Origin of the sequence: Halonotius sp. F2-221B, assembly GCF_046719765.1 — an archaeon.
GTDB lineage: Archaea > Halobacteriota > Halobacteria > Halobacteriales > Haloferacaceae > Halonotius.
In genome coordinates this window covers 17,741-31,339 of sequence record NZ_JABEBY010000011.1, presented here as the reverse complement: position 1 = coordinate 31,339, position 13,599 = coordinate 17,741, and the positions used below count along the sequence as shown (strand labels likewise).

Sequence of the window (13,599 nt, the reverse complement as noted above, 5' to 3'; positions counted from 1 at the left end):
ACAACAATCAAGACGATTCGGCCCCCTGAAACGTCATATGGACGATATCGGGCCACCGCGATTTACCGCCGTCGGCGAGGCCGTCGAGTTGGCCCCTTGGAACCCAGAGCCCGCGGCTGACTACGCGTGGCAACTCGTCGACGCCCCGGCTGAGAGTCGGGTGACCGTCGGCGACGAGCCGGTCATTGCCGTCAGGCCAGATCAGCCTGGCACCTACCGGTTTGAACTCGTCGGGCCGAATGGGTCGCACAGCCAGCGCGTGCTGGCGTTTCCGCACGCCCGCAAGAAGATGGCGTTGACGCTGCCGTTTGCCGAGCTGCCGGTCGAGCCGGCGACGATCGATCGCGTCTCAGTCGTTGGTCCGTTCAACGACCACCGTGTCGGTGCCAACCGACCGCGACGCGCCGACGACCGCTTTCTGCTCGAAGTCGAGTTACCGCCCGGCACCCACCATTACGGCTTCTGTCTCGACGATGATTTCGGCCGACAGATCCACGACTCGGTGACCGTCCCAGGCCCGGGGCGACCACGCTGCGCGCTGTCGACGAACGTCGACGACGAAAACGGCCAGGTCGTCGTCACCGCCGACCCAGCAGCCGCCCCCGACAGCGAGTTGAGCGACGAGGAGTTGGAGGTGCAATTCGTCGTCGACGACCGCGATTCGATCCCGGATACGGCGGTCGAAACCGATGAGCGAACCTGTCGCGTTGCTGCCGACGCCGTCGGCGACCGACTCCGGGTGCATGCGGTCGCGGTTGGTGAGCGTCATTCGGTTGCCGACACCGTCGACGTGCGGCGCGCCGACCCCGGCGAGTTCGAGATTCGATCTCCAACTGAGCCGCCGGCGTGGGCCGAATCGCCGACGGTGTATGAGATCTTCGTGCGATCGTTTGCCGGCGAGACGCCACAGGCAACGTTTTCGGAGATCGAACGCCGGATCGAGTATTTGGAATCGCTCGGCGTCGACATGCTGTGGCTGACGCCGATTCTCGCCAGCCCGACCGACCACGGCTACCACATCACCGACTACTTCAGCACGGCGGCAGATCTGGGCGACCGCGCCGACTTCGAATCACTGGTCGATCGCTGCCACGAGGCCGGGATCCGGGTCGTGTTTGATCTCGTGATCAATCACACCTCCCGCGACCATCCAGCGTTTCAACTCCACTCGGCCGGCGTCGACGCCTACGCCGACCACTACGCCCGGGTGCCGCGGGCCGACGACAGCACCGACATCGCGTGGGCCGGCGACGGGAGCCCCGAGTTTTACTTCAACTGGTCGCGGATCCCCAATCTCAACTATGGCTCGCTGGCGGTTCGGGAGTGGATGCTCGATGTCGTCGACGAGTGGGTCAATCTCGTCGATGGCTTTCGGTGTGATATCGCCTGGGGTGTTCCGCATGGCTTCTGGAAGGAGGTCGCCGAACGCGTTCCCGCCGATTTTCTCATGCTCGATGAGACGATCCCCCACGATCCACAGGCCCACGAAGCCGAGTTTACGATGCATTACGACAGCACCCTCCACGAAACACTGCGGGCGATCGGAAACGAGAAGGAGCCAGCCCGGGCGATCTTTGACGCGCTTGAGACGGTACGCTGGCAGGGATTCCCCGAGTCGTCAGTTCACCTCCGGTATGTCGAAAACCACGACGAAAGCCGGTATCTCGGCGAGTGCGGCGAGCCAGCCCTGCGAGCGGCGGCGGCGGCGACGTTCACCCTTCCGGGCGCGCCACTGATCTACTACGGCCAGGAGCGCGGCATGACCGCCGATCGCGGCCCGATGAAATGGCATGATGGCGACACAGCACTGACCGACTTTCATCGATCGCTGTCACGGCTGCGAGAGGAGTATCCGGTGTTGCACGATGGCCGAGTCGAACCCGTCTCAGTCGGCGTCGTCACCACAACTGATCCGATGACGACAGAGCCACCCCCGGATGCAGACGGCGATACGAGCGGCGACGACGCTGACAGCGACACAGCGAGAGACGACACCGGTGACAGCGATACCACGACAGACAACGCTGATGACAGCGATACCACGACAGCCGACAGCGATAGCGACAACCTACAGATCACCGACGAGCCACAGCACGTCGTCGCCTTCGCCCGCGACAACGGCGACCAGCGGTTGCTCGTCGTCGTCAACTTTGGAGAGATCCCGGCGACGGTGAGCCTGCCGACCGCCGTCGGCGACACCGATCTTCGAACCGGGGAGCCGCTCCGGAAGCGGCATGATCCGCGTGAAAAGAAGGATGGCAACTACGTTGTCGTTGACGACGTTGTCGTCTGTCGGCCGGTCACAACGTGAGCGGCTGTCCGCCGACCGAGCGTGAGCAGCTGCCGGCCGGATTCGGCGACCACACCAGCCACGGACTGTTAAGTAGGAGCCGCCGCCACTACCGGTATGGACGACGCCACCCTCCGGGCGCATCTTCGGCGGTTCGGCTTCTCCGAGAAGGAGGTCGACACCTACCTCACCCTGTTGGCCCACGGCGAGGCAAAGGCGAGTACGATCGCCGATGTCGCCGGCGTCTCCAAACGCTACGTCTACAGCGTCAGCGAGGCCCTCGCGGATCGCGGCTTCGTCGAGGTCAACGATCACGTCGTCCCGACACGCATTCGCGCGCGCCCGCCCGAGACGGTTGTCAACCAGCTTGTCACCGACGCCAAGGCGATCAAACCGGCCCTTGAAGGGCGCTACACGCGCGCCGAGCCGGAAGCCGACCAGTTCGAGGTTGTCAAAAGCCGGGAAACCGTGCTCAAACGGATTCAGGGCCTCATCGCCGACAGCGAGTCGGAGCTCACCCTGTCGATCCCAATCGGGCGGCTCTCGGTCGTCGAAGACGAACTGCAAGCCGCTGTCGATCGGGGTGTCCTGGTGACGCTGTTGATCACCGAAACCGACGAGCCGCCGGCCGACTGTGGCGGGCTGGCGAGTATCACCCGGATCTGGAGCGAGCCGATGCCGGCGATGGTGACCGCAGACGACCGGGTCGGGTTGGTCGCCCCCGCGGAGATGCTGACCTCCACCCACAGCGACACCCAGGCGATCGTCTTCGCACATCCCCAACTCGGGCCCGTGATCGTCGGCTCATTTTTCGGCAACTACTGGCCGGTCGGCACCGAGGTTGCGGTCACCGAACCCACCGGCCTCCCGCTGACCGAGACTAACTTTCGAACAGTTGTCGTCGAGGCAACGCTCCGGTGTCGCACGGAAACGCCGCTGGCCGCCCGGATCGAAGGCCGGTGGACCGAGACAAGTGAGCCGGTCGATATCGAGTGTCAGATCGTCGGCGTGACACAGGGGTTGATCGAGCCGACCAACAGCCAGTTCCCGATCGAAGCGAGTCTGACCGTCGACGCCGACGGCGAGACCTACACAGTCGGCGGCGAGGGCGCGTTTATCGAGGATATCGAAGCCGAGCGCGTGACGCTCAGCGAAGCAGCGTAGTCGACGACCCCTACGGCTCTGTGAGCGTTGGAAGTCGAACTGAAAACAACTCGTCGAGACAGATCCACAGCAGTTTCGGCGGCGTCGTCGCCGCAACGTCGGCTGCCTCGTAGCTCGGCTCGTCATCCTCAGACCGTTCGTACTGAAAATGCGTCGCGCCGAGATCGGGATGATCGTCATCGCGGTGCCAGCCACAGTGAAACCCGGTGTTTTGATCGGTGTAATCGATCCGGAACTCATCGCGCGCAAGCCGCCAGCGAATCTCGATCCGCGGCGACTCAGGGCCGGTGGGTGGCTCGATCCGGGCGGGCGCGACCGAGGCAACAAGATACCGTTGCTGGACTGCGTCGGGCTCGTAGCGCGTTTCCGTGATCTCGGGTTGTCGCCGGAGCACATCCCGGAGCTCGCGGTAGACCGCCGGATTTGGCGATCCCGGCGGTGTCATACCGGCGCGGGCAATGTGTCGTCGGCAAAGCGGTCGTATAGCCGGAGGGTGTCCTCGACGAGCGATCGGCGGTACTGCAGCTGCTCCCACTCGGTCGCAACGCGACGGTATTCGTCGGCTGTCGCCGCATCGGTCGTCTCGCCGATCGCCGCCCGGAGTTCGTTGGGTGTCTCGGTGTCGTACTCATCTTGCCACCGGCGAAGCTGGTCGGTGATCTCGGTCAGGCGGTCGGCCAGCTCGTCGGCGGTGTGGTCGGTATAGAGGCTGTGCATCTCGGCGAGATACTGGCCGACTGGGTCGGGCTGATAGAGTGTTTTCGCGTCACCGTCCACCGTTTCGAGCTTGCCGTCCGCGACCAGTCGGTCGAGATACTTGCGGGCCGTCTCGTGGGCGACCTCGGCTTCGCCCGCGATCCAGTTGGCGGTTCGGGGCTCGCTCAGTGTCGTTGCGACCGACCGGACGCGGTCGGCAGCCGACACCGACTCCGTCCAGCCGGGTCGCTCGGCGTCGCTCATACCAGAACGTTGACCGCCAACTCAGAAATATCTTTGCTGCGTTGGGATTATTTCGACAGTGTATCGCGTTCTACCGCGACAGCTCGCCCGGCACCCACTCGCCGTCGAACTCCTCGTGGGTGAACGGGCGAGGATCGTCGCCGGCGTAGGTCGCCACGAGGTGGCCGTCGCCTTCGAGGTGGTATTTGTAGGTCGTCAACCCCTCCAGCCCGACGGGGCCACGGGCGTGGATCTTGCCCGTCGAGATGCCGACCTCCGCGCCGAGGCCGAACCGGTAGCCGTCAGAAAAGCGAGTCGAGGCGTTGTGGAAGACACTCGCCGAATCGAGGCTCCGCATGAACCGGCCGGCACGGTCGGCGTCCTCGCTGATGATCGACTCGGTGTGTTTGGAGCCGTGCTCGGTGATGTGGTCGAGGGCGGTATCGAGTGAGTCAACGACTTTGACCGCGATAATCAGGTCACCGTACTCGGTTTCCCAGTCGGCCTCGCTGGCTGCGGCGACATCAACGATCTCTCGGGTGCGCTCGTCGCCGCGGATCTCGACACCCTCGGCGGCGTAGCGTTTGGTGATCTGCGGGAGGAACGCCTCAGCGACTGACTCGTGGACGAGCAGGGTTTCGACCGCGTTACAGACCGCGGGATACTGCACCTTGGCGTCGAAGGCAACCTCGGTCGCCATATCGAGGGCGGCCTCGCGGTCGACGAAGATATGGCAGATCCCCTCGGTGTGGCCGAGCACGGGGATCGACGTATTGTCCTGGACGTACTCGACAAAGGAGGAACTCCCGCGTGGCATCAGCAGGTCGATCGATTCGTCCATATCGAGCATGGCGGTCACGTCGGCACGGGCCTCGACAAGTTGGGCCCAGCCATCCGGGATCGCGTCGTGGTTGGCGGTGGCCTCGCGGATGAGCTCAAAGAGGACGCGGTTCGACTCGCTGGCCTCGCTGCCGCCTTTGAGCATCACGCTGTTGCCGGATTTCAGCGCGAGCGCGGCGATCTGGACGAGGGCGTCGGGCCGGGACTCGAAGACCGTGCCGACGACGCCGATGGGGACGGCGAGCTTGTAGAGTTCGAGATCTTTGTCGAGTTCGCGGGCGACGAGGGTCTCGCCGAGGGGGTCGTCCTGGCCGGCGACGCTGCGAACCATCTCGACGATGCTGTCGAGTTTCGCATCCGAGAGCTTGAGGCGGTCGACAAGGGCCTGGCTGTACTCGCCGGCTTCGAGCAGTTCCTCGGCGGCTTCGACATCCTCGGCGTTGGCCGACTGGATGGCTTCGCGGTTGTCATCGATGGCGTCGGCGATGGCGTGCAGTGCGGCCTGTCGGTCGTCGTTGTCGACGTTGGCGAGATCGAGCGCGGCTGCCTCGGCGGCGTCGACTTTCGCGTCGATGGCCTGGTCAGTCGCTCCGGCGGCGTCGCCGGTGGCGTCGGTATCACTCATTGTCGACACCGTTGATCGGGAGAAATATCGTTCCTACGGTTTCGCCGTCGGCAATCTTCGCCAACACGTCGGGCTCGGTCGAGGCCGCGATGATCGCGGGGGTGCCGTGTTCGCTGACGCGGCGCGCGCCCTCGACTTTGGTCTGAATGCCGCCGAAGCCGCCGGTCGAGCTCTCATCGACGATGGTCTGTACCTGGTCGTAATTTGCGCCGACAGCGTCGATCAGCTCGGCGTCGGCGTCGGTTTTTGGGTTGCCGGTGTAGACGCCACCCACGTCGGTCAGCGTCACCAGCAGATCGCCGTCGATGCCGATGGCGACCGACGACGACAGCCGGTCGTTGTCGCCGATCCGCAGCTCTTCGGTGGCGATGGCGTCGTTTTCGTTGACGATGGGGACGACCCCCCACTCAAGGAGGGTTTCAATGGTGTTGCGAACGTTGGTGAACCGATCGGGGTTGTCGAGATCGTGTTGGGTGAGGAGGATCTGGGCGACCTTCGTGTCGTAGCGGGCGAAGCTCTCGCTGTAGGCCGTCATCAGCTGACTTTGGCCGATCGTCGAGAGTGCCTGGGATTCCTCGATGGTGTCGCTTTCGTAGCCGATCCGGCCGATGCCGGCCCCGACAGCCCCCGAAGAGACGAGGACGACCTGCTTGCCGCGGTCGCGCAGATCGGTGATGTCGTCGACGAGCTTGTGGAGCTTCGACAGCGAGAGATTCGACTCGTCGTCGGTCAGCGAGTTGGTGCCGGCCTTGACGACGACGCGGTCGGCGGCAGCGGCCTGCTGGCGGGCGGCGGTCACGGCGTCGGCGTCGAGGGCGGTCACACCGCCGGCGTCGTCGGTGTCGACAGCGGTCGCATCGTCGACATCGCCAGCGTCAGGCGCGTCACTCATCGGTGAACTCGGCGGCCATCTCCCGAGAACGATCCTCGGCGGCGTGGACGGCCGCACCCACGCGTTCCTCGACATCGCTGTCCCACAGCAGTTCCATCCCCTCGATGGTCGTCCCACCCTCCGAGCAGACCGCGTCGATCAGCTCGTCGATCGATTGCTCGGACTGGAGGACGGTTTCGGCCGCACCCTTGAACGTCTGGGCGGCCAGCGTTTCGGCCTGTTCCTCGTCGAGCCCGCTGTCGACGCCGGCGTCGGCCATCGCGCCGATGAGATAGAAGACGAAGGCGGGGCCGCTGCCGTTGAGCGCGGTGGCGATATCCATTGCTGATTCGTCAATCTCGGCGTACTCGCCGACTTCGTCGAGCAGTGCGCGCACCGTGTCGTCGACCGCGCCGGTGACCGCGGCGGCCATGTTCCGGGTTTCGGCGTTGAGATTCGGCATCAGGCGGACGATGTTGGCGTCCGTGAGGTCGTCGAGATAATCGATGGAAACGCCGGCGGCAATCGAAATCAGGGTCTGGTCGTCGTCAAGGTCGAGAGCCGGCAGCAGGTCGCCGACCGAGTCGGGTTTGACCGCCAACACGACGTAGTCGGCCTCGGCAGCGACCGCGAGATCGTCGGTCGTCTCACAGTAGTCGGCAACCGACGCGCGGGCGTCGGGGTCGATGTCGCAGCCGACGAGAGTGTGATCGCCGCTTGCGGCGAGGCCCTGCAGGAGGGCCCCGCCCATGTTGCCGCAGCCAACAACGCTCAGGTGAGTCATGTCCGGGTAAGCGGGCGAGACGGACATAGGCACTTTGATTTCGCCCTCGCGGGCGGCCGCCGACTCGCGTTCGGATACTCGCTGATCGTATCGCGGGCGATCCACCGAACGGCGGTGTCATCCTCGATCCACACCAACGCGGAGCGGTTTCAGCAGCGATAGCGGAGTAATGGCCTGTCTTCGTCTGTACGCTGGCAAGATCGATGGTCGTGATCGGCCCTGGTGACAATGGAACGCAGCGTTCACAGCCACCACCTGGCTGATACTCTGTCGGCCGACACAGTGGCTGCTGGCGGCCGGGGCGATGGCTTGTGACAGTTGCGTGGTGACGAGCGGTGGGCTACCTGTACAGTCAATCGTTATCACCAGATTAGCAAAACATATGTGCCGTAATTTCTTCCCTACACCAATATTTATCAATATAAATCACGCAAACTAGCAGTATGGAAATCGAAGCCGTTCCAGTCGAGCAACTCATGACGACCGATCTTGTAACCGTCACCGCAGATGAGGGGGTCGAGTCGGCCGCTGGCACCATTCTCGAAAAGGAAGCCGGCTCGCTGGTGGCCCTTGACGACGATGGGCAGATAGCCGGGATTCTCACCTGTACTGATCTCGCGGAACTCGTCTCGGATGGGGCCATCCCCGCGGATGCGACCGTCGGCGACTACATGACCGAAGACGTGACGACAACCGACCCGGCGGAGTCGATTCAGGACGCCGCGATAAAGATGCTTACCGGACAGATCCAACATCTGCCCGTTGTCGATAGCGATGACACCGTGGTCGGGATGCTGTCGACGACAGACCTCACCGCTCATCTCACCTACATGGATAGCAGCGGGACGGAGTAGTAGACCGCATACCGGGCCACTCTGTGACCATCGGCGTGAGAGGGAACGACGCCCGGTTGACGATTGTGGCTGTCTGGTCGGTGATCGAGATGACGACCCCTCAGTCGTCGGTGCGGAACGCCAGACGGGCTGGGTCGCGTGGCCGTCAGGGTCGGGCTCGCAGCCGACGGGGGTGTGTTCGCCGCTGTGAGCGAGGCCCGACAGGAGCGCCCCGCCTGTGTTGCCGGGGCCAACACCGCTGCGATGAGTTATCGCTGGGCAAGCGGGCGAGCCGGTCATAGCGACGTTGCGTTTGCTGGCTACTCGCGTTCGAAGATTTCGGTGACAGTGTCGCGGGCGATCCACCGGCACCCGGTGTCGTCCTCGATCCGCACCCAGCTCGGATAGATCTCGGCACCGACATCGTGGTAGTCGCCCGTCTTCGTCTGTACGTCAGCAAGGTCGATGTGTGCGATGGGATCGGCTTCGCTCATCGATGCGGGGGGTCGTCGTCCAGCTACCTGATTGTTGTGGGAGTGTCATCGCGTTGGGGGAGTAGAGTATTACAAAATTTGAAGTAATACTGACGACTAACTAGTACATATGAGCGACGCCGAGGAGGGAACCACCGTTGCCGTCACGAGCAAAGGGCAGGCGACGATCCCGAAAGCCTTCCGCGAGAAGCTTCACATCGAGACGCCGGGTCGCGTCCGGTTCGTCGAGCGCGACGGCGAGGTCATCATCCGGCCGGTCAAACGACCGTCGGAACTCCGTGGCGCGCTGGCCGACGAGGCCGGCGAGACAGCCGCGACCGAGATGCTCCGAGACGAACGACAGCGGGAGAAAGCCGATCTCGACGCCAGACACGGCCTCGACGAGAAATGACGGTCGTCTTCGACGCCGAGCCGCTGGTCGCCTTCGCCTTCGACGAGCCGGGAGCCGAGACAGTCGAGGAGTGGCTCGACCGCGTTTACGATGGCGACCGCGCGGGCTACGTGGCGACGATCACGCTCGCGGAAGTCCGGTATATTGCAGCGCGGAAGGCGTCTCCCGAGCAGGCCGACGCCCACATTCGTCGCCTTCGGGAGGTGGGCCTCACCGAGTACGAGATCGACGACTGCTGGCGGACGGCATCAGAGCTGAAACGCAAGCACGCGCTGGCCGTCGGCGACGCCTACGCCGTCGCTGCCGCGGTCGATCTTGACGGCGACTGCGAGGGAGTGACGCTGTTGGTCGGTGCCGACGACGATTTCGACGCCGTCGAAGATGACAACAAATTTGAACCGAGCATCAAACGCTTTCGAACCGAACCCGCGTGAGCACCGCCCATCGGAAGCAGCGAAATCAGACGAATATTTCCTGTCGTTCGCAATCCACCGATTGGTTAAGCTGGTTCAGTGACCAAATTCTCCATAAACTGAATAGCTGTCACAAGCCCCATATCCGGGAATCCTTCTGATCTGTTCATGATTTCGCTCACGAGTGCCTTCGTTCGGTTCACCTGTGATTGTGGTCGGGGAGCGGTGTACCCAATATCGTAGCGAGTGGTTTCCCCCGGTATATCGGGAGTAATACCCGGAACTTGGTATGGTGGGATCTTATCAATCTCGTATGTTTCCCCCTCAATTTCCTGTTCTTGGGTTATCGAGTCCCGACGACGAACGCTGTCTCTTTCATCAGCAAGCCGGTCGAGATAAGATATGTCGTTCCCACCGTGCATGATGATATTTTCTGCGTTGTGGTACTGAAGTAGATTCAATTCATCGACGACAGATGGTGATTTGATGATCACCTCCCGTTGGCTGTTCGATTTGATGGAATAAATCGCCGGATCATAGAGTAACAGTAGTCGGGTCGGGTCTATCGGGCAAAATATCTGTAGCCCTCGCTCGCTCACGCCGGCGAGTGTTTGTGATCTAAAGCGTGGATTGTCGAAGACAGGCGGAATGTCAGAAGTAACAAATTTGTTATTAGTAAGGTTGCGTAGCATCACTGCTTCGAGGTCTTGGATGGCGAAATGTCCCAAGACACCAAGCATCATATGCTTGAAATGAATACCGAGAACTGACGCTTCGACCAGCGTCTCTATTTTTTCGTCTTCTGAGAGTTCAGTCGTCCACTCAATATATTCGTCATATCGGTCGTTGTTAATATCGTCCCGAACGCCGTCTCGAAGGAGATGGTCACCTGCTTCAATATCTTTCTGAGTGAATAGTGAGCGAGTTCGCTGTGTCATGACAAACGACAAAAGCAACATCAACTCAGAATTGGAGAGTTCGTTCAAGCTATCTCCAGATCGAAGGCTGGCGAGGGGTTCGTGCTGTATCTCTTCTAGCTTGCCTAGAGCCGATTCGATATGCGGCGGTTGTCCGTACAGATAGTCTTTCGAGCAGACGTTGCTAGTATGGGTAGTAGGAAGATCCCTTTTTTCAAGATGGTAGATCCCAATATAATCGTCGGTAGACCAGCCTTGAAGATAGTGCTGGGGGACATAGTGCTGATTCTTCCGTTCCGGCATTATTCACAGACAGCCCTTCCGGCCCAATGACTGTTCGCGTTCTCACAACCTCCCGAACTTCTGTCTGTCGCGCCGTATCGAATTTTGTATCGCGCTCAACAGTTTATGAACTTAGATAGGCCTGCATCCCGTCAAATTCGTCGCGCACAATATCGTCGGCGACAGCGTCCAGATCGACCGATTCCGGGGTTTCTCGGGGATACTTCCGACGGAAGTAGCTGTAGATGTTCTCAAGGTCGCGTTCGAGCAGTTCGCGGGCGTTGTCGTGGTCGGTGTCGACGGCTTGGGGCCAATCGAAGATCGTCACGCCATCGGTGTCGACGAAGACGTTGTACTCGCTCATGTCGGCGTGAACGTAGCCCGCATCGTAGGCGGCGGCCATCTCGTCGATGATCAGCTCCAACACGCCAACGACCTGCGCGGATTCCAGTTCGGCGTGTGAGAGCTCCGCGCCGGTGAGTTTCTCCATGACGATCGCATGGCGGTTCTGGTCGACCGGCCGCGGCACCGACACGTCGGGATACAGCCCTTCGAGCGTCTCAAACTCCCGCTCGGCGGCCTGCCGGGCGGTGTAGAGCCACGAGACGTGATCCCGGTCGGCGGTGTACTCCCGTTCGCGGGCGACCTCCCGGAAGTTCGTATAGCCCTCGCGGTGATATTTCAGGGCCATGGGGCGAAACGACTGTACCTCGTAGACGTCACTTTCCTTGCCGACGCCCAGCGGCGCGCCGACGCCCTCGATGGTATCGCGCTCGGCGAACGTCCGGAGGGCGAGGGCGTCGTACCCCTCGAAGGTGAGCTGGTAGCCCTCGTACTGAATCGTCTTGCGCTCGATCAGCTCGTGGCGCATACAGCGATCGAGCCGGTAGTCGACCTCCTCGGTCGTGAGCTCGGCATACTTCGGGAGCTCCTCGCGTTGCACCCACTCCGAAAAGCGCATCCCCTGCTCGACCCCCGACAGCAGATAGAAGTCCGCGGGTTCAAGCTCCCGAAAGAACCCGGCGATGTTGTCAACCATAGCAAAGCCTCGCCCGCACGGCCTAAAAGCCCGACGAGTCCCGGAATTCGACTGTGATAAATTGTATAGCGCGATATAGAATTCCGATGCCGGCTGCGAGGAAGCACTCAGACGGCCACTGTCGCTCGAACGAAGGTGTCGAACCCATAGAGCGGGCACCCCTGACCCTCGCCGAGACCCCGCACCAACGCTTATACGCGCTGTTTCCCAACAGATGAGTATGAGCACCGGCGTTGAGCCGACGATTACGCTCACGAAAGACGGCGACTGGTGGATCGCCAGAGACACCGAAACCGGCGTCACGAGCCAGGGCGAAACCCGGAAGACAGCCCTCGACAACCTCGACGAGGCCGTCGCGCTCCACAACGGCGAGATCGGCGAGGAGCCGACCGACGAGGAACTCCGCGAGGCCGGGATCGACCCAGAAGACAACGTCACCGGCCAAGAGGAACCGCCGGACGTACTTGAGTAGCGGATGAGCCGAGTATTCTCGGGCTACGAGATCGCCAAAGTACTCGTCAATGCCGGCAACTTCGAGTGGCGTCGCACAGCCGGCGACCACGCCCAGCTCTACGACGAACATCCGACCAACGACGACGACCGCCGACACGCGACCGTCCCGCTGCACGACGAACTACGGCAGGGGACGCTCCGTGATATCGCCGACAGTGCTGGTGCCAACGATTTCGACGCCTTCTGTGACTGGATCGACCGCAACCGCTGATAGCGTCTGCTCCGGGATTTCCGACCGCACTCAACAACCCACGAGTGACACCAGCAGGCCCGTACGTCAGTCGGTGTCGATCTCGGTCGTACAGATATCGCCTAACAGATCGACAACGTCCGCGTGAATAGTGCCGGGAATCCCATCGACTGACGGCGTTGCCTCGCCGGTGACGCCGTCGATACAGCCGGCCTCGACAGCCGCCGCCAGCAGCTCCCGCTCGGTGGGGCCCGTGTGCAGTAGCTCGCGGCCAGCTGTGAGCGACAGCGCGGCGACGACGCCGTAGGCTCCCCAGTTCGAGACGCCGGCAACGACGAGCGCGTCGACCGGCGTCCGGCAGGCGATCGTCTCGCCGTTGTCGATATGCTGCTCGACGGCCGACTGAACCACCCCCATCCCAACCTCGTTGCCGCCGTCGCCGACGCCGACGGTCGGAATCCCTCGCTCACGGGCCGCCGCGAACAGCGGCTCGATGTCGGCGACGCGGGCGGTAATGTCCTCGCCGGCCGCGGTGCGATAGCTGCCGTCGGCGGTCGGGCCGGGTTTCTCGACGGCGACGACGGCTCCGGGCTCGCGGTCGAGCAGCGACCGCGCGGTCTTCGCGGCGGCCGCCGAGTCCGACGGCGCGAGCGAGACGGTCTCCGGCGGCTCGACCCCGAGGGCGTCGGCGACAGCGGTGATCGCCGGTTCGACCCGTGGTTCGGTGACGACGACCGGCTTCGCGCCGAGGTCGGCGAGCGCGCCCGCCAGGGCGACCGTCCCGAGCGGGCCGTCAGTTTCGGGCTCGTTCGACGGCGGAATCGGAAACCCGGTCGTGAGCACGACCGACTCGCCGGCTGCGGCGGCCGCGAAAAGTGGCGTTGCGGCGGCGGCGACCAGTGGCTCGTCGTTGCGGGCGGCGGCGTACAGCGGTTGGACGTTCCGCCCGCCGAGATCGACGGTGAGCTGCCGGTCGATAGCCGCGAACATACCGTCTCTCGGTTGGCGAGCAGC

16 protein-coding genes are annotated in these 13,599 nt (G+C 62.8%); 7 read left to right on the top strand and 9 right to left on the bottom strand.

Annotated features, from left to right (window positions below):
* The first annotated feature begins 37 nt into the window (after window positions 1–37).
* Both HKK80_RS09345 and HKK80_RS09340 read left to right on the top strand, forming a co-directional pair.
* Entirely contained in the window at window positions 38–2,311 is a 2,274-nt protein-coding gene (locus tag HKK80_RS09345; protein WP_411799330.1) for an alpha-amylase family glycosyl hydrolase, read from the top strand.
* Between the two features lie 96 nt (window positions 2,312–2,407).
* Entirely contained in the window at window positions 2,408–3,454 is a 1,047-nt protein-coding gene (locus HKK80_RS09340) for a TrmB family transcriptional regulator (RefSeq protein ID WP_411799329.1), read from the top strand.
* Window positions 3,455–3,464: 10 nt separating this feature from the next.
* On the opposite strand, the gene HKK80_RS09335 is transcribed toward HKK80_RS09340, so the two are convergent.
* The 5 genes from HKK80_RS09335 to proC all read right to left on the bottom strand — a co-directional run bounded on the left by HKK80_RS09335 (window position 3,465) and on the right by proC (window position 7,513).
* Window positions 3,465–3,899, bottom strand: coding sequence for a hypothetical protein (locus HKK80_RS09335; protein WP_411799328.1), 435 nt, complete (start codon window positions 3,897–3,899; stop codon window positions 3,465–3,467).
* Complete coding sequence (locus HKK80_RS09330) at window positions 3,896–4,414, bottom strand: hypothetical protein (RefSeq protein WP_411799327.1); 519 nt, start codon at window positions 4,412–4,414, stop codon at window positions 3,896–3,898. The genes HKK80_RS09335 and HKK80_RS09330 overlap by 4 nt, the downstream gene beginning before the upstream one ends.
* Before the next feature lie 70 nt (window positions 4,415–4,484).
* Complete coding sequence (locus tag HKK80_RS09325; protein WP_411799326.1) at window positions 4,485–5,858, bottom strand: glutamate-5-semialdehyde dehydrogenase; 1,374 nt, start codon at window positions 5,856–5,858, stop codon at window positions 4,485–4,487.
* Entirely contained in the window at window positions 5,851–6,750 is a 900-nt protein-coding gene (gene proB / locus HKK80_RS09320; RefSeq protein WP_411799325.1) for a glutamate 5-kinase, read from the bottom strand. Before proB ends, HKK80_RS09325 begins: the two co-directional genes overlap by 8 nt.
* Entirely contained in the window at window positions 6,743–7,513 is a 771-nt protein-coding gene (proC, locus tag HKK80_RS09315) for a pyrroline-5-carboxylate reductase (RefSeq protein WP_411799324.1), read from the bottom strand. Before proC ends, proB begins: the two co-directional genes overlap by 8 nt.
* A gap of 443 nt (window positions 7,514–7,956) precedes the next feature.
* Here proC and HKK80_RS09310 point away from each other — a divergent pair, with 443 nt between their 5' ends.
* The gene (locus HKK80_RS09310; protein ID WP_411799323.1) at window positions 7,957–8,367 is read left to right on the top strand and encodes a cyclic nucleotide-binding/CBS domain-containing protein; all 411 of its coding nucleotides are present in this window, start codon (window positions 7,957–7,959) and stop codon (window positions 8,365–8,367) included.
* 299 nt (window positions 8,368–8,666) lie between these two features.
* Here the strand turns inward: HKK80_RS09310 and HKK80_RS09305 are convergent, their stop codons facing one another.
* Entirely contained in the window at window positions 8,667–8,840 is a 174-nt protein-coding gene (locus HKK80_RS09305) for a hypothetical protein (protein ID WP_411799322.1), read from the bottom strand.
* 109 nt (window positions 8,841–8,949) lie between these two features.
* Between HKK80_RS09305 and HKK80_RS09300 the strand changes: the two genes are divergently transcribed.
* Window positions 8,950–9,231 carry an AbrB/MazE/SpoVT family DNA-binding domain-containing protein gene (locus tag HKK80_RS09300; RefSeq protein ID WP_411799321.1) on the top strand — a complete coding sequence of 94 codons (282 nt, stop codon included), beginning with the start codon at window positions 8,950–8,952 and terminating at the stop codon, window positions 9,229–9,231.
* A complete protein-coding gene (locus HKK80_RS09295) occupies window positions 9,228–9,665 on the top strand; it encodes a type II toxin-antitoxin system VapC family toxin (RefSeq protein WP_411799320.1) in 438 nt (145 codons plus the stop codon). The genes HKK80_RS09300 and HKK80_RS09295 overlap by 4 nt, the downstream gene beginning before the upstream one ends.
* A gap of 65 nt (window positions 9,666–9,730) precedes the next feature.
* On the opposite strand, the gene HKK80_RS09290 is transcribed toward HKK80_RS09295, so the two are convergent.
* The gene (locus tag HKK80_RS09290; RefSeq protein WP_411799319.1) at window positions 9,731–10,864 is read right to left on the bottom strand and encodes a DUF4238 domain-containing protein; all 1,134 of its coding nucleotides are present in this window, start codon (window positions 10,862–10,864) and stop codon (window positions 9,731–9,733) included.
* 103 nt (window positions 10,865–10,967) lie between these two features.
* Window positions 10,968–11,882 carry a serine/threonine-protein kinase RIO2 gene (locus tag HKK80_RS09285; RefSeq protein ID WP_411799318.1) on the bottom strand — a complete coding sequence of 305 codons (915 nt, stop codon included), beginning with the start codon at window positions 11,880–11,882 and terminating at the stop codon, window positions 10,968–10,970.
* A gap of 220 nt (window positions 11,883–12,102) precedes the next feature.
* On the opposite strand from HKK80_RS09285, the gene HKK80_RS09280 reads away from it, so the two are divergent.
* Together HKK80_RS09280 and HKK80_RS09275 are read left to right on the top strand one after the other, a co-directional pair.
* The gene (locus HKK80_RS09280; RefSeq protein ID WP_411799317.1) at window positions 12,103–12,354 is read left to right on the top strand and encodes a type II toxin-antitoxin system HicB family antitoxin; all 252 of its coding nucleotides are present in this window, start codon (window positions 12,103–12,105) and stop codon (window positions 12,352–12,354) included.
* Between the two features lie 3 nt (window positions 12,355–12,357).
* Window positions 12,358–12,606 (top strand): type II toxin-antitoxin system HicA family toxin, encoded by a 249-nt coding sequence (locus HKK80_RS09275; RefSeq protein WP_411799316.1) that lies wholly within the window; start codon window positions 12,358–12,360, stop codon window positions 12,604–12,606.
* 66 nt (window positions 12,607–12,672) lie between these two features.
* Here the strand turns inward: HKK80_RS09275 and HKK80_RS09270 are convergent, their stop codons facing one another.
* Window positions 12,673–13,575 (bottom strand): DUF4392 domain-containing protein, encoded by a 903-nt coding sequence (locus HKK80_RS09270; RefSeq protein ID WP_411799315.1) that lies wholly within the window; start codon window positions 13,573–13,575, stop codon window positions 12,673–12,675.
* Window positions 13,576–13,599: the final 24 nt, after the last annotated feature.

Coding starts and splice junctions, on each gene's coding strand:
- HKK80_RS09345 (WP_411799330.1), top strand. CDS start 38: ATGGACGATATCGGGCCACCGCGATTTACCGCCGTCGGCGAGGCCGTC.
- HKK80_RS09340 (WP_411799329.1), top strand. CDS start 2,408: ATGGACGACGCCACCCTCCGGGCGCATCTTCGGCGGTTCGGCTTCTCC.
- HKK80_RS09335 (WP_411799328.1), bottom strand. CDS start 3,899: ATGACACCGCCGGGATCGCCAAATCCGGCGGTCTACCGCGAGCTCCGG.
- HKK80_RS09330 (WP_411799327.1), bottom strand. CDS start 4,414: ATGAGCGACGCCGAGCGACCCGGCTGGACGGAGTCGGTGTCGGCTGCC.
- HKK80_RS09325 (WP_411799326.1), bottom strand. CDS start 5,858: ATGAGTGATACCGACGCCACCGGCGACGCCGCCGGAGCGACTGACCAG.
- proB (WP_411799325.1), bottom strand. CDS start 6,750: ATGAGTGACGCGCCTGACGCTGGCGATGTCGACGATGCGACCGCTGTC.
- proC (WP_411799324.1), bottom strand. CDS start 7,513: ATGACTCACCTGAGCGTTGTTGGCTGCGGCAACATGGGCGGGGCCCTC.
- HKK80_RS09310 (WP_411799323.1), top strand. CDS start 7,957: ATGGAAATCGAAGCCGTTCCAGTCGAGCAACTCATGACGACCGATCTT.
- HKK80_RS09305 (WP_411799322.1), bottom strand. CDS start 8,840: ATGAGCGAAGCCGATCCCATCGCACACATCGACCTTGCTGACGTACAG.
- HKK80_RS09300 (WP_411799321.1), top strand. CDS start 8,950: ATGAGCGACGCCGAGGAGGGAACCACCGTTGCCGTCACGAGCAAAGGG.
- HKK80_RS09295 (WP_411799320.1), top strand. CDS start 9,228: ATGACGGTCGTCTTCGACGCCGAGCCGCTGGTCGCCTTCGCCTTCGAC.
- HKK80_RS09290 (WP_411799319.1), bottom strand. CDS start 10,864: ATGCCGGAACGGAAGAATCAGCACTATGTCCCCCAGCACTATCTTCAA.
- HKK80_RS09285 (WP_411799318.1), bottom strand. CDS start 11,882: ATGGTTGACAACATCGCCGGGTTCTTTCGGGAGCTTGAACCCGCGGAC.
- HKK80_RS09280 (WP_411799317.1), top strand. CDS start 12,103: ATGAGCACCGGCGTTGAGCCGACGATTACGCTCACGAAAGACGGCGAC.
- HKK80_RS09275 (WP_411799316.1), top strand. CDS start 12,358: ATGAGCCGAGTATTCTCGGGCTACGAGATCGCCAAAGTACTCGTCAAT.
- HKK80_RS09270 (WP_411799315.1), bottom strand. CDS start 13,575: ATGTTCGCGGCTATCGACCGGCAGCTCACCGTCGATCTCGGCGGGCGG.